The organism is Muricoccus radiodurans (assembly GCF_050154705.1).
In the GTDB taxonomy this organism is placed as follows: domain Bacteria; phylum Pseudomonadota; class Alphaproteobacteria; order Acetobacterales; family Acetobacteraceae; genus Roseomonas; species Roseomonas radiodurans.
This window is the reverse complement of record NZ_CP189561.1, coordinates 4,898,582-4,920,169: the sequence shown is the minus strand read 5'-3', so window position 1 is coordinate 4,920,169 and position 21,588 is coordinate 4,898,582. Positions and strand designations below refer to the sequence as shown.

The 21,588-nt window shown below is 67.6% G+C and carries 16 protein-coding genes; 10 read left to right on the top strand and 6 right to left on the bottom strand.

What is annotated here, in order from left to right; all coding sequences use genetic code 11:
* Positions 1-174: 174 nt before the first annotated feature.
* The 3 genes from ACP6CK_RS22860 to ACP6CK_RS22850 all read right to left on the bottom strand — a co-directional run bounded on the left by ACP6CK_RS22860 (position 175) and on the right by ACP6CK_RS22850 (position 3,464).
* Positions 175-513: a hypothetical protein gene (locus ACP6CK_RS22860; protein WP_426955623.1), complete on the bottom strand. Its 339-nt coding sequence runs from the start codon at positions 511-513 to the stop codon at positions 175-177.
* Between the two features lie 2,245 nt (positions 514-2,758).
* Positions 2,759-2,932 carry a hypothetical protein gene (locus ACP6CK_RS22855; protein ID WP_426955622.1) on the bottom strand — a complete coding sequence of 58 codons (174 nt, stop codon included), beginning with the start codon at positions 2,930-2,932 and terminating at the stop codon, positions 2,759-2,761.
* Between the two features lie 91 nt (positions 2,933-3,023).
* Complete coding sequence (locus ACP6CK_RS22850) at positions 3,024-3,464, bottom strand: carbonic anhydrase (RefSeq protein WP_426955621.1); 441 nt, start codon at positions 3,462-3,464, stop codon at positions 3,024-3,026.
* Between the two features lie 1,068 nt (positions 3,465-4,532).
* Here ACP6CK_RS22850 and ACP6CK_RS22845 point away from each other — a divergent pair.
* A complete protein-coding gene (locus tag ACP6CK_RS22845; protein WP_426955620.1) occupies positions 4,533-5,765 on the top strand; it encodes a L,D-transpeptidase family protein in 1,233 nt (410 codons plus the stop codon).
* A gap of 913 nt (positions 5,766-6,678) precedes the next feature.
* Complete coding sequence (locus tag ACP6CK_RS22840; RefSeq protein ID WP_426955619.1) at positions 6,679-6,885, top strand: cold-shock protein; 207 nt, start codon at positions 6,679-6,681, stop codon at positions 6,883-6,885.
* A gap of 1,349 nt (positions 6,886-8,234) precedes the next feature.
* On the opposite strand, the gene ACP6CK_RS22835 is transcribed toward ACP6CK_RS22840, so the two are convergent.
* The 3 genes from ACP6CK_RS22835 to ACP6CK_RS22825 form a co-directional block, all read right to left on the bottom strand.
* Positions 8,235-8,525 (bottom strand): hypothetical protein, encoded by a 291-nt coding sequence (locus tag ACP6CK_RS22835; RefSeq protein WP_426955618.1) that lies wholly within the window; start codon positions 8,523-8,525, stop codon positions 8,235-8,237.
* A gap of 193 nt (positions 8,526-8,718) precedes the next feature.
* Positions 8,719-9,339 carry a hypothetical protein gene (locus ACP6CK_RS22830; RefSeq protein WP_426955617.1) on the bottom strand — a complete coding sequence of 207 codons (621 nt, stop codon included), beginning with the start codon at positions 9,337-9,339 and terminating at the stop codon, positions 8,719-8,721.
* 339 nt (positions 9,340-9,678) lie between these two features.
* Positions 9,679-10,623, bottom strand: coding sequence for a LysR family transcriptional regulator (locus tag ACP6CK_RS22825; protein ID WP_426955616.1), 945 nt, complete (start codon positions 10,621-10,623; stop codon positions 9,679-9,681).
* Between the two features lie 111 nt (positions 10,624-10,734).
* Between ACP6CK_RS22825 and ACP6CK_RS22820 the strand changes: the two genes are divergently transcribed.
* The 8 genes from ACP6CK_RS22820 (at position 10,735) to ACP6CK_RS22785 (ending at position 21,464) form a co-directional block, all read left to right on the top strand.
* Positions 10,735-12,555: a CocE/NonD family hydrolase gene (locus ACP6CK_RS22820; RefSeq protein WP_426955615.1), complete on the top strand. Its 1,821-nt coding sequence runs from the start codon at positions 10,735-10,737 to the stop codon at positions 12,553-12,555.
* A complete protein-coding gene (locus ACP6CK_RS22815; protein WP_426955614.1) occupies positions 12,552-13,046 on the top strand; it encodes a GAF domain-containing protein in 495 nt (164 codons plus the stop codon). The genes ACP6CK_RS22820 and ACP6CK_RS22815 overlap by 4 nt, the downstream gene beginning before the upstream one ends.
* On the top strand, positions 13,043-14,032 hold the full coding sequence (locus ACP6CK_RS22810; protein WP_426955613.1) for a Bug family tripartite tricarboxylate transporter substrate binding protein: 990 nt from the start codon (positions 13,043-13,045) through the stop codon (positions 14,030-14,032). The genes ACP6CK_RS22815 and ACP6CK_RS22810 overlap by 4 nt, the downstream gene beginning before the upstream one ends.
* An 8-nt stretch (positions 14,033-14,040) precedes the next feature.
* Positions 14,041-15,468 (top strand): M20/M25/M40 family metallo-hydrolase, encoded by a 1,428-nt coding sequence (locus ACP6CK_RS22805; protein WP_426955612.1) that lies wholly within the window; start codon positions 14,041-14,043, stop codon positions 15,466-15,468.
* 11 nt (positions 15,469-15,479) lie between these two features.
* Entirely contained in the window at positions 15,480-17,081 is a 1,602-nt protein-coding gene (ggt, locus tag ACP6CK_RS22800) for a gamma-glutamyltransferase (RefSeq protein ID WP_426955611.1), read from the top strand.
* Between the two features lie 50 nt (positions 17,082-17,131).
* Complete coding sequence (locus tag ACP6CK_RS22795) at positions 17,132-18,715, top strand: ABC transporter substrate-binding protein (protein ID WP_426955610.1); 1,584 nt, start codon at positions 17,132-17,134, stop codon at positions 18,713-18,715.
* Positions 18,716-18,748: 33 nt separating this feature from the next.
* A complete protein-coding gene (locus ACP6CK_RS22790; protein ID WP_426955609.1) occupies positions 18,749-20,032 on the top strand; it encodes an NAD(P)/FAD-dependent oxidoreductase in 1,284 nt (427 codons plus the stop codon).
* Positions 20,033-20,402: 370 nt separating this feature from the next.
* Entirely contained in the window at positions 20,403-21,464 is a 1,062-nt protein-coding gene (locus ACP6CK_RS22785; protein WP_426955608.1) for a ketopantoate reductase family protein, read from the top strand.
* Positions 21,465-21,588 lie beyond the last annotated feature (124 nt).

The window sequence follows — 21,588 nt, the reverse complement described above, 5'->3', positions numbered from 1 at the left end:
GAAGAAGCTCCGCGTTGGATATGGCAGCAGGCTGTCCGTCGGCAAGACGGCCAAGCGGCCGCCGATTGGCAGGAGGAGCTAACGCCCGAAAAGCCCTTCGCGCAATATATCAGGTTCTACTTGGGTCCTGGCTCCGCCTGAGCAACTCACGCTCTTCTCGGCGCCACTGAGAGATCATGGGGTGATCTTGAGATGGCGGACCGCCCGCCGCAGGAGCCAGCCCGCAACGCCCGGAGCATCATGGATCGCCTTCTGCAAGGCACGGAATTCGGCTTCTGCTTGGCTTCGTGCCCGGATCGCTTCCAGCGCTTGACCACGAGCGACCATCTGGCCCTCCTCAAGGGCGGCGAGCCTCTGCGCGGTCGCAACGGCGATCCCGTGCTGCTCGATGTGCTTCAATCTCGTGCGCGCCTCCGTCAACTCCCCGGACAAGCGCGCGACCTCCGCTTCAAGGTTCGTGGAGGAATGATCGGCGCTCTTGCAGGGCCGGCGCCCGCGGCGCTTGCGGCTCATGTGTGGGGTGTCCCCAGCGCCACGCCTGAGTGGCCGACATCGTCGCGAACCGCCAGCCGGGCCGCTTGAGGGGAAGCGTCGACGGCGGCTGATGTCTCGGACTGCATCAGGTCTCTGCCTCTCCACAAACGGCGACGCCCAGCGCACCGATCCGGTTGGGTAATACGGCCCAGATCAGAACCGTTCGGCACGGCGGGACGGGGTGGATGGAGCACATACCCGGACTGTATCAGCCGCCCGCCGGAGCCGCACCCATCTTCGGCCGCACGCTCGGCTAGCCCTAGCTTACGGTGCACAGCGCGATGCCCGGATTCCAAGAGCGGACGGGATGTGCTGGTGCTGCATCCGTCTGCTTGGATCTTCGCGGTCACCACCATGTATGGGAGCTGCCGCAGTGGGATAGCGGGCCTCCCGTGGCTATTCAAGGCAGGAGATAATTGTCCGTCCGGCAGCTTGGCTGGATGTGCAACACTTCGGCCCCGGTCAGAAGGACCATGTTTGCTCATGGGCTGTGCTGGCAGGAACCACCGAGTGGTTATGCCTATCGTGACCATAGATTCCCAGCGCTATCAACGCGCAACGAAATGCACGAAGACGGACTGCGTGCGGCAGGGATGGCAGACAGAACGCTCATGGCCCGATCGATCGGAGGGGCGCTGCCGATTGCCTCAGCACTCCTTGTCCTCCTGCTGGCATAGCCAGCCGGTGTCATAACGGTCGCGACCCATTCAGATTGAAGCTAAGCGGAAGGGCCATCAAAACATGTATGCTGTCGCTCGCTGGGCCGTGGAAACGACGGTGCTGTTTGGCACATACTCCGCCGTGTTGGTGTACCTGACGCGATAGACTTGCGCGCCCGTAGGCGACGGTGGCGTCTGCGTTTGCGCGTCTCAATCGGTGCGCCACTCAAGGGCGGCTTCATGGCCCACCCGCAATATCATTACGGCGACACACCCTGGCGGAGTGGCAGCCGGGCCGGCATGTCTACTGCACAGTCTTCCTGAGTCGCACCCCGGTTCCGCCGTTGTCATCGGAGATGAATTCGATCCCGGCGGCCTCCAATGCAGCCCGCAAACCGATCAGGGTAGAACGATGAGGCCGGTGCGCTCCTCTTTCAACATTCCGGATTGTTGCCTGCGTGCACAAGGCCGCCATGGCAAGTTCCTGCTCGGACCACTGGAGCAGTTCCCGAGCTACACGGCACTGTTCTGAGGTCATGTTCATTCCACTTTTCGCCCAGACCATCGCGCATCAGCAATGTGCGTGCCGCATCCGTTTTTCGGTCTATTTCAATTCTTTGGAGTAGAGCGACATGTGGCTATCTGGCTGCCTGTCAAGTTTACCAACAGCCTGCAACGACGGCTCAGTTCGATCAGCTTTGCTGTTCGTCGGCAGGCTGATCAGGCCTCGGGTGAGCACTCGACGTCGCGGCTGGATCTCAATGATTGTTTATGGCGGTGCCGGCTCCCCTCGCTTGCCCGGCCGGGGGCTCCGCTCGGACAGCAACGACGGTTACACCGCTTCATAACTGTTCGCGGGTGAACAGGGACGCTGTCCGAACGCCTCAGGCCAGATCGAGCGTACGTCATCCTGGCCCGCGCCAGTTCACCGTGAGCAGCAATGGAAGCTCTTGTCAGACAACGGTCCGAGCTCCTGCTCGGTGACAGCGGAAGTCCCCACTGTGAGCATCACTGTGGTTGATTCTCGCTAGACCTATAATGCGGGCAGGAGCCTTCGCATAGACCGTATGATTGTGGTGAACGCGGACGGCTTGATGCTTGATGAGACCGCCGAACCCGTGACGCTCGACGCGGTCCGCATGCCTGCCCCGGAACGGCCTCCGAGCTTGACGCGCCGAGTCGATGCGACGTTCGCTGGTGGAACGCACGGACCGTCTGGACGGAAGGTCCGGTGCCAGAGATGCAGTGACTTTCCAGGCGGTCCACAGGTCGCGGTGCAGGAGAGCATTAGCTCAGTCTCCGCCCAGTGACGGACGACGCGGAGAATATTGCTGGGCCTCCCCCCCCGTCTGGATGATCGCAGTCGGGGCTCGACGGTGGCGGCGGCTCATCGAGACCTCCGGCGCCCGTGCCGAATACCAGTGTGAGAGAGCGGCACGCGACTGCTGCTGGTGGCTCATCAGCGCGTCAACGCCTTCTCCAATCGGCACCGAAGCCACCCGCATTGGGATCGCCAAGTCACCGGGGCGGTGCACGCGAGAGGTCGCGATACACGACACCCGCGATCAGAGCATCGCGACCCGGCCGGTTGCCAGATCGTAGATCCCGCCCCGCGCCTCCAATTCACCGCGTTGAATCAGTGGAGTGAGAATCGGCGAGCGTGTGCGCAGCGCCTCTACCTTGTGCCGGACATTGGCCTCCAGCGCGCGGCGGGTCTGGTTGCCGCCGGCCTCACGCAATGCCGGCTCGATCCGGGCTTCATCGCGGTGACGAGGCCGGCGATGCTGCCGGGCAGATTGTTGCCTTCCTGAAGCGTGCGCACCGTCGCGTTCACCGCGCGGCAGCTCGTATGTCCCAGGACGAGGATTGCTTGACACCAAGCACCCCTGCGCCGAATTCGAGGCTGGCGAGCCCGTCCGTCGTGACAAAGTTGTGGGCAACGTGCACGACACAGAGGTTGCCCGGTTCTTCATCGAAGAGGAGTTCGGGTGCCACACGGGGATCGGCGCAGCCGAGCACCGCGGCATAGGGGGCCTGCCCCGTGGCGCGGAGGGCTCGTCCCGCAGAGAAGTCCCGTTCATGGGTCGCGTTCCCGGCATAGCGAGCAATTCCTGCGGCGAGCCGTACGAAAGCCGCCGCCGGACCATTCGCGGCCCGGGGCACAGGTTGGGCGTCCGCCTGGGATCCAAGTCCTGTGGCCGCCAGAACACCGACGCTCGCGGTCAGGAGCCCTCGCCGCCCCAGGGCAGCCGCTTCACACGGCCGGCACATGGCCGATCCGCACGGTGAGCCTATCCGAGACAGGGGTGGGGTCTCAAGGCAATGCTCCGGGCCGTCTGGATCGGCTCCACTTCGCCGGGCAGAACGATCCTTCGGCTGGTTGGAGTCTGTAGAGCACGCCGAGAAGTCCGAAGCGGAAAGGTGCGAGGATCTGATCCGGCGCCCGATTCGGTCCATCGAATCGCGTCGGCCAAGTTGCCCACGAGGGGTATGTGAGTCGCCCAGGCTGGCAGGTCTTCCTTCAACGGAGCTCGGTCTCGGGCATGGCGCTTCGACGCTGGACTTCCAGCGGTATGCGACCGGGTTGCACACATCGCTCGGGGAGCGCCGGGAACGACACGCCGGGCTGCACACGGCAGCTCGAGCAGCAGCGCTTCGGCTTGTCGCAATCTGGCTGAACTGACCAGACAGACTGCATTCCTGACGAGGACGCGACGTCCCCTCAGCCCGGCCAGAACTCGCTTGCCAGTGCCGCGCTACCGGGGCACCGGAGGAACCCTCCCTCGTGCCGCCTCAGACCATACACGCCGAGCGCGCCTGCCAGTCCCGCAAATCTGGGAGCAGCAAGCGCGCTACGACGCTACGCGAATCTACCCTCGCGCACGAGGAACGACGACGGGCGCCGGAGCCGGAGCCGGAGCCACATAGGCCGGCGCGGGTGCCACATAGGCGGGCGGCGGCGGTTCCCGGGTGCAAGCGGCAAGGGCTGCGGCAGATAGCAGAACGGCAGCTACCGGCGCGAGACGAACCACCCCATCGGAAATACCAAGCATGCGAACCTCCTTGGAATGAACAACGATCAACCTTGGTTCGAATAGCAACTAAGTGCAAGCTCGGTAACTACTATGTGCGTACATAGTTGCGCGGGTTGGCAAAGGTCTCGGAATGGCATTCAGTCCCGTATCACGGCTCCTTTCCCGGGAGGGTGGCCGTTCACCCTTCCGCCCAGCTCATGTTGAGGTGTCGAGACGCGCTGCTGTCACGGGCGGTCCGTTCGCTCTCGCTGCGGCGTGCGCTCTTGCCGCCTGCAGCACCAGCCCGCCGCCGAGATCGACTGGCATGGTGGTGCGGGAGGCCGATGGCGAACTCGCACGGCTCCGGGATGGCGAGCCGGAATTGGTCATCGCGGGCGAGCGGCTGAACACCGACTTGCTGCGGCGCTTCTACGCACGGCATGGCTTCGCGCCCGTGTGGACGACCCGCGAGGCGCAGGCGGACGCGCTGACCGACGCCGTGCTGCGTGCCGGCGAGCACGGCTTCGACCCCGAGCTGTTTCAGGCCACGGCTCTGCGGCGCAGATCGTCCTTGCCGACGCTGGACCATGATCTCTTGCTCTCGAACGCGTTTCTCTCCTATGCGCACGCGCTGGCGCACGGCGTCGTTCCCTTCGAGCGCCGACGCCCCAGCGAGGCTTTGACGCCAGAGCCGGTCGACGTGACAGCCGCACTCGGTACGGCGATGGGGAGCCCCGAGCCCGCGGAGGTGATCCAGGCGCTGGCGCCCGTGACGCCGACCTACGCCGCCCTGCGGCAACTCCTGCAGAGGCAGCGGCCCCTTGCAGCAGCCGGCGATCGGGCAAGCGGGAACCGTCTGCGCATCCTCGAGGTCAACCTCGAACGCCAGCGCTGGCTGCCGCGCCCCCTCCCGCCCGATCGCGTTTGGGTCAACGTGGCCGACCAGCGCCTGACGCTGTACCGCGCCGACCAGCCGATCTTTTCCACGCGTGTCGTCGTGGGCACGGAGGCGGAGCGCGATCAAAGTCCAGAGTTCAGCGCCATGATCGAAGGGAGCTTTTTCAATCCGCCGTGGGTCGTGCCGAGAGACATCGTCGCACTCGAATTGCTGCCAAGAATCCGCCGTGACCCAGACTACCTGACGAGAAACAACATGGTCCTGCTGGAGAATGGCGAGATCGAGCAGCGCCCTGGGCCGAATGCAGGGCTCGGCTACATCATGCTCGACATGCCCAATCGCTTCGACGTCTACCTGCACGACACTCCGGCCCGGAATGTCTTCAATCGCGATAGCCGCCGCCTGAGCCATGGATGCATTCGCGTCGAGAATCCTCGTGAGCTCGCGGCACTTCTGATGCAGCAGCCCGGCGAGGTGATCGATGAGGTCATCGCCGCGGGCGTCACAACGCGACGGGCGTTGCCCAGGCCTATGCCGGTTTTCATCGCCTATCAGACCGCATTCTTGGACACCGAGGAAAGGCCCCAGTTCCGCCCGGACTTTTATGGCCGTGACGCTCGGATCTGGGAGCAGATGCAAAGACGCCGGCCAGAAAGCTGATGTTGCCGAAAGGTGGGGCCGCAGCGTCTCGCCGAGGAGGCGCCCCTCCCCCGACGGGATCTGGTCAGCAGGCCTTGGCGGGCAGACCCGGCCACCCCGCCCCGGATCATCGCGCGCACCCTGGGCGTCGACGTGCGGAACTTCACCGACCGCGCCTTCGTCTTCTCTGGCTGATGGCGTGGCGCGGCGTGCTCCTGCTCGACAACGGCGAGCACAGGCTGGACGCGGTGGTGGAGACCACCGAGCCGATCCTGCGCGCCGGCCCTCGGATGCCATCCTGACCAAGGGCCGGGGGCCGTTCGGGGCCGGAGGCGGGCACAGCCACTACCCCGATGCGGGATCCGCTGGGCGGCGATCGCTGCAAGCCTGGATTGGCCGAAGTTTGCGGAGGGGAACCTGCTGCAGCGCCTCCTAGTTGCCCAAGAGAGTTGGAGCAGGAAGGCGGCCAGAGCCCTGGCGTGAAACGCTCCTCCTCACCCGTCCTGATCCCTGCCGCGACGAGTTCCAACACGCTCGCAAAGCCGGACTTGGACGGCCCGCGTCTCGTCCTAGCGAACGCCGAACTGGGGCAAGGACCACGGGGCGGCTGTACCCCTCCCGCCTCGATCGTGTCTTGTCACGCGCGGATCGAAGTTTGGAGCTGGTCGGTCCAGCTTGTGACTGCCGCAGGAACAAGACGCAGAGCCACCACGCCGCACTTGCCAGTCGTCGGCAAGAGCAGGCCAGCTATGCTGTGCGCCTCCTTCACTTGCAAATCAGGACGGCAACTTCTATCTCTGAACGGTCAGTTCCGTTGTTTCGGTCGGCTTCTTCTACCCGTTCACATGGGTATCGGTTGGTTTCCGTTTCAAAGTGAAGATGATCCACCGAGGCGTGTTGTTTCGGTGGTTTCCGTTTGTGATCGGACCAAGTCATGCCTATCGGCACCGTTAAGTGGTTCAACGCGACCAAGGGCTTCGGCTTTATCCAGCCCGAGGACGGCTCCAAGGATGTCTTCCTCCATGTCTCCGACGTGCAGCGCGCCGGCCTGCAGGAGCCACGTGAGGGTGACAAGCTCGAGTACGAGATCCAGCAGGATCAGCGGGGCAAGTCGTCCGCCGGCAACCTTCGCGCTGCCTGACGGGAGAGCGGCCAGCGCGCCGCTTCCTTAATCGGAACCGAAGCGCCTGCGCTTCGATGACCTTGAGCTCCGGCTGGAATTTCCAGCCGGGCTTTTCGCTGCTCCTTGCAGGCATTCACCCCAGTAGGAACCAAGCCGGGCTCATCCTGTGGGATCAGATGAGGTTTCTTCTCGAGGACGTGGCCCGAGGGGTGGCATGAGCAGCACCCGCGTTCGAGGTGTGCCGGCCTCCTGATTCGACATTCAGATCAAACCGGTTGGATGCTGCCGCACGACCTCGATACCGTCTGCCCTAAGAAACAGCAGGTTGAAGTTGCATCAGCTGCGTACGCTGTTTCTGGCAAGTTTCATTGTCTGCGCCGGGGGATGCCAAGCGCCACTCGCCTTGTCTCCCGAAGCAGGGCGACACCGCTGCCGTGAGATTCCAAACAGCCTCGTGGAATGCACGCTCATGGAGGACACCGACGTAGGGTCAGCATCGCAATGACCGCTGGACAGGGTGTCGGCGAGGCCAGGCGGGGCAGCGGTCTCGCCCGAGGCTAAGCGACCTCAGACGAGAAGCGCCGGCATAGGGGGCCGGGGGCCTACTAAATCCCAGTGCCAAGCTGCCCTGCCGTCCCTGCAAGCGACCCGTTACGTCACTGACGAACCGGCCCGAGGGTGACGGGCTGCCTGCCATTGCCGCTGGACCTCATCATTCACTTCCTGCGCCGTCTTGCCTGGTCGAACGATCACCTCAGCGCCGTTAAGGCAGAAGCGGTATGGCACGTCGTCCCTGTTGGCCTTCTCAACACACCGGGCGATGACGTGCGGCAGGTAGTCGGTCTCGCTTGTGGGATAGTCCCGGACATTCTGCACCAAGGCTGCCTCCCTGACTTCCTGGGCCGGAGATCATAGGCAGGTTCGCCGGGATGGCCATCATCATCTCGGCGCCGGTCGGCTGATTGGCCTGCGGTTCAGGCCCGCAGAAGCTGTGGCAGGGTAGCGCGATGGATTAGGCCCGGCAGGGGCAGAAGGTAGCGGGGGCCACCATGGCCCGAGAAGGCTGAAGCCTTGCTCACTGTGGAGCCTGCTACCATGAGCAGGCACCGTGCCAGAGCGGCTCAGTGCTGGAACCCGCTTGCGACAGAAGCAGGCTCACACTCCCGATCGTGGAGAATGGGCAGGAACGGGCCGGGCTTCCAGTTCCTCACCCGTTATCGTTTCAGGACGGATTTCTCCGGACTGTCGATTATGACCATCTACTGAGCGTCACGCCTCCACCCGCGCTACGTGAACGGCGGACCGCTTCACCGATGCCCGTCGAGAGAGCTCGGCTTCCAGAGACCGCCCAGTCCAGCCCTCAACCGTCAAGCGCGTCCGGTAGCCCGCCCCACTCCGCGGGACCTGGCAATTCGGTCCAGCAGTGCCGTGGCGTATTCCCTTACCTCCCCCAGATCGGACGCGGCGTCCGTGTCAGCCTGCAGGTCCTGGGCCGCATCGCTACTGTTGGAGATGAACACGAGCAGCGATGCGATCTCCTCCAGATCGGCCTGGGGCAACCGGGCAACGACGGCCGCCAGGGTCATCTCAAGAACGCGAAGCCTTCCTGGTAAGGACGCCCAATCGTCGCTCGACGGGTACAATGCCTGCCCGGCCATGCGGGTCGCTCCCTTTTCCGCTCACCACAACCATTGCGGGCATATACGGGTTTCGGCAACCCCCGGTAGAAATTCGCAGCCCTCCTTGGCTGTTCGGGAGAGGGGGCCAGTCAGGTCCCGAACGGCCCTGTGCAGCCGAGTCGCGCCCTGATGCCTTTTCCCTTCAGGACCGTGAGGGCCTGGGATGCCTCGGTCAGAACGCGTCTTCCAGTGCGTCGAGGTCCACCGGCTGGATGGAGAACCAGATGGGCTCCGGGCTCCGTGCGGCGGTGCGCAGGATCGGCTTGGCGGCCGACAGAAGCTCGTCGAGGGACCGGAAGGGGTTCACGGTGTCTTCTCCGTCGCTGGTACGCATCATGAGTGCGAAGCCAGCCTTGCCGACGCGCTGGGCCACGGAGGCCGAAGACGGTCCCCTCGCTTTCGATGCCGGAGCAGCGATGGGAGAAACAACCTCGGCCACATGAGGTGATGGTTGCTCGCTCCGGGCTGGTGGACGCGAAGCCACCGATGCTGCGCTGGGCTCCGGCGGCGTCGGTGGGATAGGCGCAATGGAGGCGGGCATCGTGACCGGAGTTGCTTGATCAGGCGCAGCGGCTCGCAACAGCTCGGCGTCGGGCGTATTCACTTGATCCGGGATGGCAGGCGCTGGAGCAAGAAGGTCTACTGTCTCGCTCTCCTGCCGGCGCAGCTTCGCGAGGATGGCGTAGATGTTGGCGGGCGTGCAGTCGTAGCTCGCCGCCACGGCAGCGACCTTCTCGCCAGCCCCGACCCTCTTCTGGATGGCCGCATGCGCCTCGCGCGGGATCCTCGGCATCGTGGCTCCTCCGGCCTGTCGAATTCGAACAAATCAAGAACTTCTTTGCCGAATTTCGGGGCCGGACACAAGATTCAAATTTGAACATCAGCCGCCATGACGATTAGCCCGATACCCCCTGGGTCCGCCCCGCGCCTCTCATCGTCTACGCCGCCCTCGCCAACGCATTCCGCGCTTGCACGAAGGGTCAGGAACACGGGGCTGGCCACGCGGAGCCCGGTCTCCTGACGTGACCCGGGCCCGGGCGTCGGCTGGTCTTCCGGTGTGACCGTGTTAGCGGGCCCTGTCCGGCGTCGTCACATCCAGCCCCTGAGGGATCGGCTTGCGAGCCCTTTCAGATCAAGTGGCCGTCCGGCGCGGGAGGGTGCGCCGAAGTCTACGCTCCAGCATGGCCGCCCCCTGCCTGCCTGCCTGCGTCACGAGGTCGGCCAGCTCTGCTGTGGCTCGCGAACGAGGTTGCCAAGTCGGAAAGAGAAGACCGTAGGCCAGCGCGATCCTCGGCCGGAAGCGGCGCAGCACAAGCCCCTCGGCCCCGCTGGACTGCGCCACGAAGGAGTCCGCCAGGGCGGCCCCGAGTCCGGCACGGGCCAGCTGACACACGACAAGGCCGTTCGCGGCCTCGAACCGGATGCGGGCCTCGATCCCCGCATCGCGCGACATCTGGTCCAGGTGCTGCCGCAGCAACGAGCGCGCGTGGGTGGTGACCAGATCGTGCTTCACCAGGTCGGTGAACGCGACGGTCCGCAGGGCGGCCAGGGGATGCCCCGGAGCCATGACGACCACGACCTCCGTCTGGCAGAACTCCTCCACCGTCAGCGCCGGGTGCGGCAGGGGCACGACGGTGATGCCAAGGTCGAAAACCTCCTGGCCAACCCAGTTCTCGATGTCGAGCCGTGCGCGGGCGTCCACGGAGGCGCTGAAGCCGGGGAGACGGCGCGACATCTCCGCCAGCGGTCCGGTCAGCAGGGCGCCCACCATGTGCGGTGCGATCAGGACGCGCACATGGCTGTCCTGCTGGCCGAGCTTCAGCTCGGTGGCCAGCCGTTCGAGGCCGTCATGGCCGGCCAGCACGCGCTCGACCTGGGCGTAGAACCGCCCGCCCTCCGCCGTGAGGGTCAACCGGCGGTTCGCCCGGTCGAAGAGCGCAAAGCCCAGCTCGGCCTCCAGCCCGGCCAGGAGGCGACCGACCTGCGGCTGCGTCCGGTGCAGCCGGGCGCTGGCCGCTGAGATGGAGCCGCCCTCGACGAAGGCGCGCAGGGCCTCGAGACCTCTCTGGCTCAGCATCGCGGCCCCAACTCCATGTGCGTTCAGCGCATGTTTAGCAGCGAATTAGGCATTTGACGCATTCGTGACGGGCTGGTTTCACTGGTCGCCGCAGCCGGAAGGGGATGCTCGGTGCCCGACAGTGACCGCGACAGCGCCGCCTGGGTGGTTCCGCCGAGCGCCTATCTCGAAGGTCGTCCCGCGGCCTTCACGCTGCCGGCGATGCCGGCATCCCGCTATCTGGCGATGCGGGACGGGTGCCGGATCGCGATCGACACCTGGCTGCCGCAGGGGGTGACGGGGCCGGTGCCGGCCGTCATGGTCATCACGCCCTATTACCGGCGGTTCAGCCTGCGGGAGGGCGGCACCGGCGACGTCACGCCGAATGCCGGCAAGTTCATCAACCTTTTGGTGCCGCGCGGCTACGCCGTCGTCGTCGTGGACGTGCGCGGCACCGGGGCGAGCTTCGGCACGCGCGATGCCTTCCGCTCCCCGAAGGAGCGGGAGGACAGCCGCGAGATCGCGGATTGGATCGTGGCGCAGCCCTGGTCGAACGGCCGCATCGGCGCGACCGGCATCTCCTATCCCGGCGCGGCCTCGGACTTTCTGGCCAGCACGGGGCATCCCGCGGTGAAGGCCATCGCGCCGCTCTTCGCGGTCTGGGACACCTATGCCGACAACTACTACCCCGGCGGCATCCTGCTGAAGAACCTCGCGAAGACCTATGACGACCTGATGGTGGCGCTGGACCACGACCGGCGCGACCTGCTGCGGAACTTCGTCTACTTCGCGAATCCCGACCTCGCCGGCCCGGCCCCGGTGGACGAGGACCCGGACGGGACGCTGCTGGCCCAGGCGCTGCAGGAGCATCTCGGCAATTTCCGACAGCCGGATTTCATGGCCGAGTTCCGCTTCCGCGAGGACCCGCTTCCCTATGACGCGTCCTTCAGCTCCGCGTCGTTCAGCCCGTATTCGGTCAGCCCCGGCATCCGCAAGGATGTCGCGGTGCTGGCCTGCTCCGGCTGGATGGACGGCGCGGGCTACGCCAACGGCGCGATCTCCCGCTTCCTCACACTGAGGGACAATCCCGTGCACCTGCTGCTCGGGCCCTGGGACCATGGGGCGCGCTGCAACGTCTCGCCCTGGCGGTCGCGGGTGGAGCCGGAATTCGCGCTGCTCGGCGAGCTGCTGCGCTTCTTCGACCACTACCTCGGCGGCCGCGACACGGGGCTCGGGGCGGAGCGGCGCGTGCACTACTTCAGCCTGCATGGCGAGGAGTGGCGGGCCGACGACGCCTGGCCGGACCTTCCTGTCACGCGGCTGCATCTCGGCCCCGGCCACACGCTGCGCGAGGCGCCCTCCGGCGAGGAGACCGAGGATGCCATGCGCGCCGACTTCTCCCGCGGCACGGGCCACGGCACGCGCTACGAGCGCATCGCCGGCATCAACAGCACGACCTACCACGCGGACTGGGCCGAGCACGAAGCGCCCATGCCGTGCTGGACGTCCGGACCGCTCGACACCGACCTGGAGTGCACGGGCCACGGCATCGCCGATCTCTGGCTCTCCTCCAGCGAGCCGGATGCGGCGATCTTCGCCTATCTCTCGGAAATCGAGGCGGACGGGGCCGTGCGCTACGTCACCGAGGGGCTCCTGCGCGCGCTGCATCGCCGGGAGAGCCCGGCCCCGGAGACCTATCGCACCGCCTGGCCCTTCCGCAGCTTCCATCGTGCCGACGCGAGGCCCCTCACTCCGGGGCAAGCGGAGCGCATCCGGATCCCGCTGCTGCCGATCTCCTGGGTCTTCCGCAAGGGCAGCCGCATCCGCCTCTCGCTCGCCGGCGCGGATGCCGACCATTGCGTCCAGATCCCGCACGGACGCCCGCCGCGGCTGACGATCCTCCAAGGTGGCGAACGCGCCTCGGCGCTCGACCTGCCGCTGCGACCGCGATGAGCGCGACGTCGTTCTCCGCCCTCGCCGAGGCGCTCGCCGCTCCCGACCAGCCGGCGTCCTGCTTCGCGGCGCTGGACAAGGCACTGCAGGACGAGGTCGGGCACCGTTTCCTGACGGTGCTCGTCTATCGGTGGAAGGAGGGTGTGGCGGAACGCCTCTACAGCAGTCGACCCACGCTCTATCCCGCGCGCGGTCGCAAGGCGTTCTCCGATGCCCCGACGCAGAGGCGCGTCGCCGAAACGCGCGAGCCCTATATCGGTCGGGACGCGGCCGACATCCGCAGGGACTTCCCGGATCACGAGAAGATCTTCGCCCTGGATTGCGAGAGCATCCTGAACATGCCGGTGGTCTGGCAGGGCCGCGGGCTCGGCCAGGTGAACCTGCTGCACGCCGCGAATCATTACGGCCCTGCGCAGATCCCGGTGGTGCGCGTCCTGGCGCAGATGTGCATCCCAGTCCTGCTCGCCGCCGATAGGGACGGTTCCCGATGAGCCCGCGCCTCCGCCGACGCGTCCTTCTCGCCGCCGGGCTCTCCGCCGCATCGCTGCGCCGGCCTGCCGCCCAGACCGCGCAGCCCTGGCCGCGCGGAGGGCCGATCCGCGTCATCGTGCCCTTCGGCACGGGCGGGGCGACCGATATCGTCGCGCGCCTCTTCGTTGAAGCGATGTCGCGGCATGTCGGCCAGAGCTTCGTGGTGGAGAACCGGCCGGGCGCGGGGGCCACCATCGGCACCGGGGTCGCCGCGCGCGCGGCGCCGGACGGCTACACCCTGGTCGTCTCCACCATCAGCGGCATGGGGGTCGGACAGACCCTCTATCGAGACCGCATCAACTGGGATGCCGGCCGTGACTTCGCGCATATCGGCATGATCCTCGACACGCCCTGGACCCTCTGCGTCAGGCCGGGCGGGTCGATCCGCACGCTCGCCGACTGGATCGAGGCGGCGAGGCGTTCCGGCGGGCTCGCCTACGGCACCACGGGCGTCGGTTCGGTCGCGCACTTGCTCGGCGTTCGGCTGGCCGCGGAGGCCGGCATCGCGATGGAGCACATCCCCTATCGCAGCCTCACCCAATCCAGCGCGGACCTGATGAGCGGCAACATCCCCGGCATTATGGAGAGCCTGACCGCGACCAGCGGCTTCGTCCGCGCCGGGAACATGCAGGCACTGGCCAGCTCGGCCACCGCGCGCTCCCCGTATTTCCCGGACGTTCCGACCTTCCGCGAGCTGGGTTTCCCGACCGTGGCGGCGGATGGCTGGGCCGGGCTCGCCGCGCCGGCCGGCACGCCCAGGCCGGTCCTGGAGGCGTTGGCGAACGCGCTGCACGCCGCCCATGCCGACCCCACCATCCGCCAGCGCCTGGCGGAGATGTCGAGCACGCCGGGTCAGCGCTTCCTGGAGGAGGCGCAGGCCTTCGTCCGCCAGCAGGTGTCGGAATGGGCCCCGGTGGTGCACGCGTCCGGCGCGCGGCCGGGTTGACGGCGGGCATGGTCGGCACCTCCGCGGAAGCGGTTCAGCCCGTCGTGGAGGCTCTTCTGGCGGAGCAGGACGCCATCCGGGCGCGGCTGGACGCCTTCCTGCGCTTGCCGAGCGTCAGCGCCGATCCGGCCTTCGCGGAAGGGATGCGCGACGCGCGCGCCTTCCTGCTCGACTGGCTGCGGGCGATCGGCCTGTCCGATGTCCGCCTGCTGGACGGGGGCGGTCAGCCGGCGGTCTATGGGGCCTGGGACGGCGCCCCCGGGCGTCCCACCCTGCTCATCTACGGCCATTACGACGTGCAGCCGCCGGCGCCGTCGAACAGATGGCGGAGCGATCCCTTCGAGCCGACCGAGCGCGACGGAAAGCTCTACGCGCGGGGCGCGTCGGACGTGAAGGGGTCCACGACCATCGCCCTCGAGACGGTCGCGGCCTTCCTGCGCGTCACCGGCGGCTGCCCCGTGAATGTCCGGTTCTTCCTCGAAGGGGAGGAGGAGACGGGCAGCCCCTCGCTGCGGGAGATCATCCGCCGCCACGCCCCGCTGCTGCGGGCGGATGCCGTGCTCTCCGCCGATGGTGGCCGGGCCAGCCCGACCATCCCGACCCTGAACGTCGGCGCGCGCGGCATCGCGGCGGTGGAGATCGCACTGCGCAGCGCGACGAAGGAACTCCACTCCGGCCGCTATGGGGGCGCCGTCCGCAACGCCCTGCACGAGATGGCGCGCCTCGTCGCCTCCCTGCACGAGGAGGACGGGCGGATCGCCGTATCGGGCTTCCTGGACGACCTGCACTCCCCGACGCCGCGCCAGCGCGAGGAGGCGGCCGCCGTCCCGCTGGACGAGGCGGCCTTCTGTGCCGAGGTGGGCGCCTCGCCGCTCGGCGAGCCGGGCTACATCCTGCGGGAGCGGCTGACGCTGCGGCCCGCCATCGACGTGAACGGGATGTGGGGCGGCTACACCGGTGCCGGCGGCAAGACCGTCATCCCCGACGAGGCCTTCGCGAAGATCACGATGCGCCTGGGGCCGGGGCAGAGCCCCGAGCGCGCGATCCGCTGCCTCTCCGACCACCTGACGCGCCGCTGCCCGGCGGGCGTGCAGATTCGCATCGCCCCCGGGGCGGGCGGCGCGGAAGCCTTCGAGCTGGCGGAGAACCATCCGCTGCGGCGTGCCGGGGCGGTCACGCTGGAAAGACTGACCGGACAGGCCCCTCTGCCGGTGCGGCTGGGCGCGACCGTGCCGATCACGGCGGTGTTCAAGGAAACCCTTGGGATCGACACGCTGATGTTCGGCTTCAACCTGCCGGACGAGGACGTGCACGCGCCGAACGAGTTCTTCCGGCTCGAATCCATCCCGGCCGGCCTGCGGGGCTGGAGCATGTTGCTGGCCGAGCTCGGAGAGATGACCGAGGCGGATTTCCGGCCCTTCCGGACCGCTGTCTGAAGGAGTCGTCGATGCTTGGCATGGTCGTCGCGGCCCAGCCGGAAGCCGCCGAGGCCGGGGTGCTCGCCCTGCGGCGGGGCGGCAATGCGGTGGATGCCGCCGTCACGGCAGCCTTCGTCCAGGGCGTCGTCGATCCGCTGATGACGGGCATCGCCGGCTACGGCTCCATGCAGGTGTACATGCCCCGCCGTGGCGTGCACCAGCACCTGACCTTCTACGCCCGCGCGCCCCTCGCCGCGCGGCCGGAGATGTGGGCCGATGCCGTGGTCGGCCAATCGCGGGACGGCTTCGCCTATCTCGTGAAGGACCACGCGAACGAGATCGGCTACCTGGCCCCGGGCACGCCCGGCAACCTGCGCGGCTACACCGACGCGCTGGCGCAATTCGGCACGATGGAGCTGGCCGACGTGCTCCGGCCCGCGATCGAGCAGGCGCGCGGCGGCTTCATGGTGCGGCCCTATGTCCACTACTATTGGACGCTCGACCAGCGCAGTTCGGGCATGCTCAATCCGGCCGACTATCTGGGCTTCAGCCGGACGGGACGGGAGATCTACTGCGCGCCGGACGGAACGCCGAAGCGCCCGGGGCAGACGGTGGCCAATGCCGACATGGCGCGATCCCTGGAGCGGATCGCCCGGCACGGCCCGGACCTCTTCTACGCCGGCGCGATGGCGGAGGAGATGGTCGCCGACTTCCGGCGGCATGGCGGGATGCTGTCGCTGGAGGATCTGCGAGGCTATCGCTGCCGGCGGAGCGAGCCGGTCTGGGGCCGCTACCGCGGCCACCCTGTGGCCAGCCTGGCGCCGCCGGGCGGCGGCGTTAGCCTGATCGAGCTGCTGCATATCCTGGAGGCGTTCGACCTCGGCCGCCTGGAGCATGACGGCGTTGAGCACCTGCGCATCCTGGCCGAGGCGATGAAGCAGGTGGCCATCGACAAGGACGCACATGTCGGCGACCCGGAGTTCGTGGACGTCCCGCTCGACATGCTGCTCTCGAAGGACCGCGCGCGGGAGGTGGCGGGACGCATCCGGGCCGGTGGGAAGGCGCATGTGCCCCGCATGGCCTTCGAGCCAACGGAGACAACCCAGGTGACGGTAATGGACGGGGAAGGCAACGCCGTCTCCCTCACCCACACGCTGGGCAATCCCTCCGGCGTCATCACCGATGGGCTGGGCTTCATGTATAACGGGCTGATGAACGGCTTCGATCCGCGGCCGGGCCGGGCGGGCTCCATCGCGCCGGGCAAGAGTCGCACCTCCTCCCAATGCCCGACTATCGTTTTCGAGGGAGAGCAGCCGCGCATCGTGCTCGGCGCCCCCGGCGGCACCGCGATCGTGCCGGCCCTCGCCCAGACGATCAGCAACGTCATCGATTTCGACATGGGCATTTTCGAGGCCGTGGCGGCGCCGCGCATCTCGGTGAACAGTGACACGATCGACGTCTCGAACCGCATTCCGCGCTACGTGACGGATGCGCTGGCCGCGCAGGGCTATCCGATCGCCCGGTCCTATATGGGATTCGCCTTCGCCGCCGTGCACGCCATCGCCGTGCGGGACGGCCGCCTGACGGGCGGCGCCGATCCGCAGCGCGACGGCGTCGCGTTGTCCGCCTGACCCAGACCTGGACGCAGTTCGTCCGCGCCACCGCCCGAGGAGGGACACCCATGCAACGTCGCCAGTTCGCGGCCGCCGCCCTGGCCGCCGCCGGGCTTCCCGCCCTGCGCCCCCGTGCGGCGCGGGCCGCCACGCGGCTCGAGATCGGCCTGGGCGGCGCCTTCACGACGATCGACCCGCATTTCTTCCACGCCACGCCGAACCACACCGTTGCCATGCACATCTTCGAGCGGCTGGTGGACCGGTCACCGGATGGCCGTCTGGTGCCGGGCCTGGCCGAGAGCTGGCGGCTGGTGAACGACACGCTGTGGGAGATGAAGCTCCGCCCGAACGTGAAGTTCCACGATGGCGGCGACTTCACTGCCGACGACGTGGCCTTCACCTTCGAGCGCGCGCCGAACGTGCCCAACAGCCCCGGTGGCTTCGGCACCTTCCTGCGCACCGTCAGCCGGCTGGAGGTGGTGGATCCGCTGACCATTCGCATCCACACGCAGCAGCCGGCGCCTGACCTGCTGCCGAACCTGACCTATGTCGGCATCGTTTCCCGCCGCGTCGGCCAGGGCGCAACGACGGCCGACTACAATGCCGGCAAGGCGGCGATCGGCACCGGCCCCTATCGCTTCCTGTCCTTCACCCCCGGCAACCGGGTGGATCTGGAGCGCTTCGAGGGCTGGTGGGGACCGCGGCAGCCCTGGGATGGCGTCGTGCTCCGCCTTCTCTCAAACCCCGCAGCGCGCACGGCCGCCCTGCTGTCGGGCGACGTGCAGGTGATCGATACCCCGTCCGTCAGCGACCTGCCCCGGCTGCGGGAGGACCCGCGCGCCTCCATCTCCTCCGTCTCGGGCATCCGGGTGATGTACCTCGTGCCCGATTTCTCGCGGGAGGGCGAGAGCCCGCACGTCCTGGGCAACAACGGCCAGCCCCTGCCGGCCAACCCCTTCCGCGACCGGCGCGTGCGGGAGGCCCTCTCGATCGCCATCCAGCGCACTGCCCTGGCCGAGCGGGTCATGCTCAACACCGCGGCGCCGACGGGACAGTGGATGCCGGAAGGCAGCTACTCCTACGCGCCCGAGGTCCGCGTGCCGGAGCTCGACGTGAACCGGGCGCGCCGGCTGCTGGCCGAGGCGGGCCTCGGGCAGGGCTTCCGTCTCACCCTGCACACGCCGAATGACCGCTATCCCAACGATGCCCGGCTCGCCCAGGCCGTGGCGCAGATGTGGACTCGGATCGGCGTGCAGACCTCCGTCGAGGCACTTCCCTGGAGCACCTATCTCGGGCGTGGGCAGCGGCAGGAATTCTCTATGGCGCTGTGGGGCTGGGGCAGCCCGACCTTCGAGGCCGGCTACATGCTGACCAACTGCCTCGCGAGCTATGACCGCGAGCGGAACCAGGGCTCTTACAACTACGGGCGCTATTCCAACCCCGAGCTGGACCGCGTGATCTTCGAGGCGGTGGAGCAGATGGACTCCGGCCGGCGCGAGGCGCTCCTGATCAAGGCGGTCGAGCGGGCTGTGTCCGACCTCCCGATGATCCCGCTGCTAATGCTGGAGAACCTCTGGGCCACGCGGAAGGATGTCACCCTGTCCGCCCGCCGCGACGAGCGGACCCTGGCGATGGACGTCCGGCCGGCTTGATCGGATCCGGGTGGGACGGGACAGGGGAAGGCGATGAAGGACGATCCGCGCAGCCACGGCCTCTGGGCGCATTCCGCGCCGCCTTCCCCGCCGACCAGGCCCCTGGAGGGCGACGCGCGGGCGGATGTGGCGGTGATCGGCGGTGGCTTCACGGGCCTGTCCGCCGCGCTCCACCTCGCCGAGGGCGGCGCGAACGTCGCGCTGCTGGAGGCGGTGGAGATCGGCTTCGGCGCCTCCGGGCGGAACGTGGGGCTCGTCAATGCCGGCATGTGGGTGATGCCGGACGACCTGCCGGCCGTGCTGGGCAAGGTCCATGGCGCGCGGGTGCTGGAACTTCTGAGCGCCGGGCCCGGCGTGGTGTTCGACCTCGTCCGGCGGCACGGCCTGGCATGCGAGGCGGACCACCGCGGCACGCTGCACTGCGCCGTGGGCCCGAAGGGGCTGGAGGAACTGCGCGAACGCGAGCGCCAGTGGCAGGCCCGCGGCGCCCCTGTGCGCCTGCTGGATGCGGAGGAGACGCGGCGTCGGATCGGGACGGGCGCCTATGCGGGGGCGCTGCTGGACGAGCGGGCCGGCACCATCCAGCCGCTTGCCTATGCCAGGGGCCTGGCTGGCGCGGCGATCCGGGCGGGCGCCACCCTCCACACCGCCAGTCCCGTCCTGGCCGCCGAGGATGACGGCTCGTCCTGGCACCTGCGGACACCGGCCGGCAGCGTGCGTGCGGCATCGGTGATCGTGGCGACCGACGCCTACACCGTCGGCGTCTGGCCGGGGATCCGGGCGCAGCAGGTCCACCTGCCCTATTTCAACCTGGCCACCGCCCCGCTGAGCGACCATCTCCGCCGCTCCATCCTGCCGGGCGGCGAGGGCGTCTGGGACACGAAGGAAATCCTCAGCTCTTTCCGGATGGACCGCGCCGGCCGCCTGATCTTCGGCAGCGTTGGCGCCCTGCGCGGCCCAGGCCGCGCCATTCACCGGGATTGGGGACGGCGCGCGTTGGCCCGACTCTTCCCGCAACTGGGCGACATCGCCTTCGAGCACGCATGGTACGGCCAGATCGGCATGACGCAGGACAATGTGCCGCGCTTCCACCGCCTCGCCCGCAATGTCGTGTCCTTCAGCGGCTACAACGGCCGGGGTATCGCGCCCGGCACGGTGTTCGGACGCTGCCTGGCACAATTGCTCCTCGGCGCAGTCCGGGAAGAGGACTTGCCGCTGCCCGTGTCCGATCCCCTGGCCGTGCGCGGCCGCGCTGCATGGGAAGCCTATTATGAGATCGGTTCCCAGGTCGCTCACTTCACCGGCGCCCGATTCTGATTTCACCCGCTCCCAGCGGAGCCCGTGTTGACCGCTGCGCCCTCGTCATGACGCAAGATGCGCTCCTCCTCCCGCTCGGCGCTCCTGCCGGCTCATTGGTCGGCGGCACTTCCAAGACCGAAATAACTCGAGGAGCGGACGGGAGAGCGGGTTCAGGCGCGTGAAGGTTTACAAAAGCTGTTGTATGAACGCGATCAACGGCCTGCGCAGATAGGGCGCCTGCTTTCCACTGCCTTGCCCCACGATGACGAGTGGTTCCATCCAGGCTAGCGATGGAACCACCTGCATGGATCGTTTGCTTTGACAAGAGACGATCGAGATACTCGGAACACACGCGCTGCGTGCGCGGAGCGAGGAAACGGAACAGCCCATGGGTCAGCGCATCGCCATCATCGGGACCGGTGCAGTCGGCGGGTATGCCGGCGCTCATATGGCGCAGGCCGGCGAGGACGTCATTTTCATCGACATGTGGCCGGAGAACGTCGCGGCGATGCGATCCAACGGTCTCCGGATCAGCCATTTGCGTGACATTCCGGAGTTCAATGTCCCGGTCCGCGCCCTCCACCTGACGGAGTTGCAGGGCCTCAGCAAGGAAAGGCCGATCGACATCGCCTTCGTCTGCGTCAAGTCCTACGATACAGCGTGGGCGACGATGTTGGTGCAGCAGTACCTCGCCCCGGGCGGCTTCGTCGTCTCGCTGCAGAATTGCATGAATGAGGCCACCATCGCCGCGGTGGTGGGCTGGGGCCGAACCCTCGGCGCCATTGCCAGTTCCATCACCGTGGACCTCTGCGAACCTGGCCACGTCCGCCGCGCCGCGGGCAAGAGCGGAGCAGCCCACACCGTCTTCCGCGTGGGCGAGGTGCACGGCCGCACCACCGACCGTGCGAGGGCCGTAGCACGCCTCGTCGCCCTGTCGGATAGCACCCGGATCACGGCGAATCTCTGGGGCGAACGCTGGACGAAACTGGTGACGAATGCCATGGCCAACGGCCTCTCCGCCTGCACCGGCCTGATCAGCCGCGACCTCCTGACCAATGATGTCTTGCGCCATTTCACCGCCCGCCTCGGCAGCGAGGCGATCAGGATCGGCCAAGCCCTCGGCTATGAGCTGGAGGAGGTGCATCACATTGATCCTGAGACCATCGCCCGCGCTGGTGAGGGCGATCCCGAGGCCCGGCGCGTGTACGACGAACATCGTCTGGCCGAAGCGGCCAAGGGCGGTGCCGCGCACCGACCTTCCATGGGCCAGGACATGGTGAAGGGCCGACGCACGGAGATTGATTTCCTCAACGGCTACATCGTCGAGCGCGGCCAGGAGATCGGACTCGACGCCCCAGCCAACGCGGCGCTCACCGATATCGTGCGGCGCGTTGAGCGGGGCGAGTTGCAGCCGGATCCAAGCCACATCCTTGACCTCCGCCTGAACTGAAGGACCGGATGAAGGAGGCGCCTCCGACGTGCTCTCCCCACCGGCATCATGGTGCCGGATTGAGCCCGATGGGTGCCCGGGCACGGAGGGATAGAAGCGCTTCGTCCTCTGCCTTTCATCAACC

What these genes read in the sequence shown, in the direction of transcription:
- ACP6CK_RS22860 (WP_426955623.1), bottom strand. Translation starts at nt 513, where the DNA reads ATGAGCCGCAAGCGCCGCGGGCGCCGGCCCTGCAAGAGCGCCGATCAT.
- ACP6CK_RS22850 (WP_426955621.1), bottom strand. Translation starts at nt 3,464, where the DNA reads ATGTGCCGGCCGTGTGAAGCGGCTGCCCTGGGGCGGCGAGGGCTCCTG.
- ACP6CK_RS22845 (WP_426955620.1), top strand. Translation starts at nt 4,533, where the DNA reads ATGGTGGTGCGGGAGGCCGATGGCGAACTCGCACGGCTCCGGGATGGC.
- ACP6CK_RS22840 (WP_426955619.1), top strand. Translation starts at nt 6,679, where the DNA reads ATGCCTATCGGCACCGTTAAGTGGTTCAACGCGACCAAGGGCTTCGGC.
- ACP6CK_RS22835 (WP_426955618.1), bottom strand. Translation starts at nt 8,525, where the DNA reads ATGGCCGGGCAGGCATTGTACCCGTCGAGCGACGATTGGGCGTCCTTA.
- ACP6CK_RS22830 (WP_426955617.1), bottom strand. Translation starts at nt 9,339, where the DNA reads ATGCCGAGGATCCCGCGCGAGGCGCATGCGGCCATCCAGAAGAGGGTC.
- ACP6CK_RS22825 (WP_426955616.1), bottom strand. Translation starts at nt 10,623, where the DNA reads ATGCTGAGCCAGAGAGGTCTCGAGGCCCTGCGCGCCTTCGTCGAGGGC.
- ACP6CK_RS22815 (WP_426955614.1), top strand. Translation starts at nt 12,552, where the DNA reads ATGAGCGCGACGTCGTTCTCCGCCCTCGCCGAGGCGCTCGCCGCTCCC.
- ACP6CK_RS22810 (WP_426955613.1), top strand. Translation starts at nt 13,043, where the DNA reads ATGAGCCCGCGCCTCCGCCGACGCGTCCTTCTCGCCGCCGGGCTCTCC.
- ACP6CK_RS22805 (WP_426955612.1), top strand. Translation starts at nt 14,041, where the DNA reads ATGGTCGGCACCTCCGCGGAAGCGGTTCAGCCCGTCGTGGAGGCTCTT.
- ggt (WP_426955611.1), top strand. Translation starts at nt 15,480, where the DNA reads ATGCTTGGCATGGTCGTCGCGGCCCAGCCGGAAGCCGCCGAGGCCGGG.
- ACP6CK_RS22795 (WP_426955610.1), top strand. Translation starts at nt 17,132, where the DNA reads ATGCAACGTCGCCAGTTCGCGGCCGCCGCCCTGGCCGCCGCCGGGCTT.
- ACP6CK_RS22790 (WP_426955609.1), top strand. Translation starts at nt 18,749, where the DNA reads ATGAAGGACGATCCGCGCAGCCACGGCCTCTGGGCGCATTCCGCGCCG.
- ACP6CK_RS22785 (WP_426955608.1), top strand. Translation starts at nt 20,403, where the DNA reads ATGGGTCAGCGCATCGCCATCATCGGGACCGGTGCAGTCGGCGGGTAT.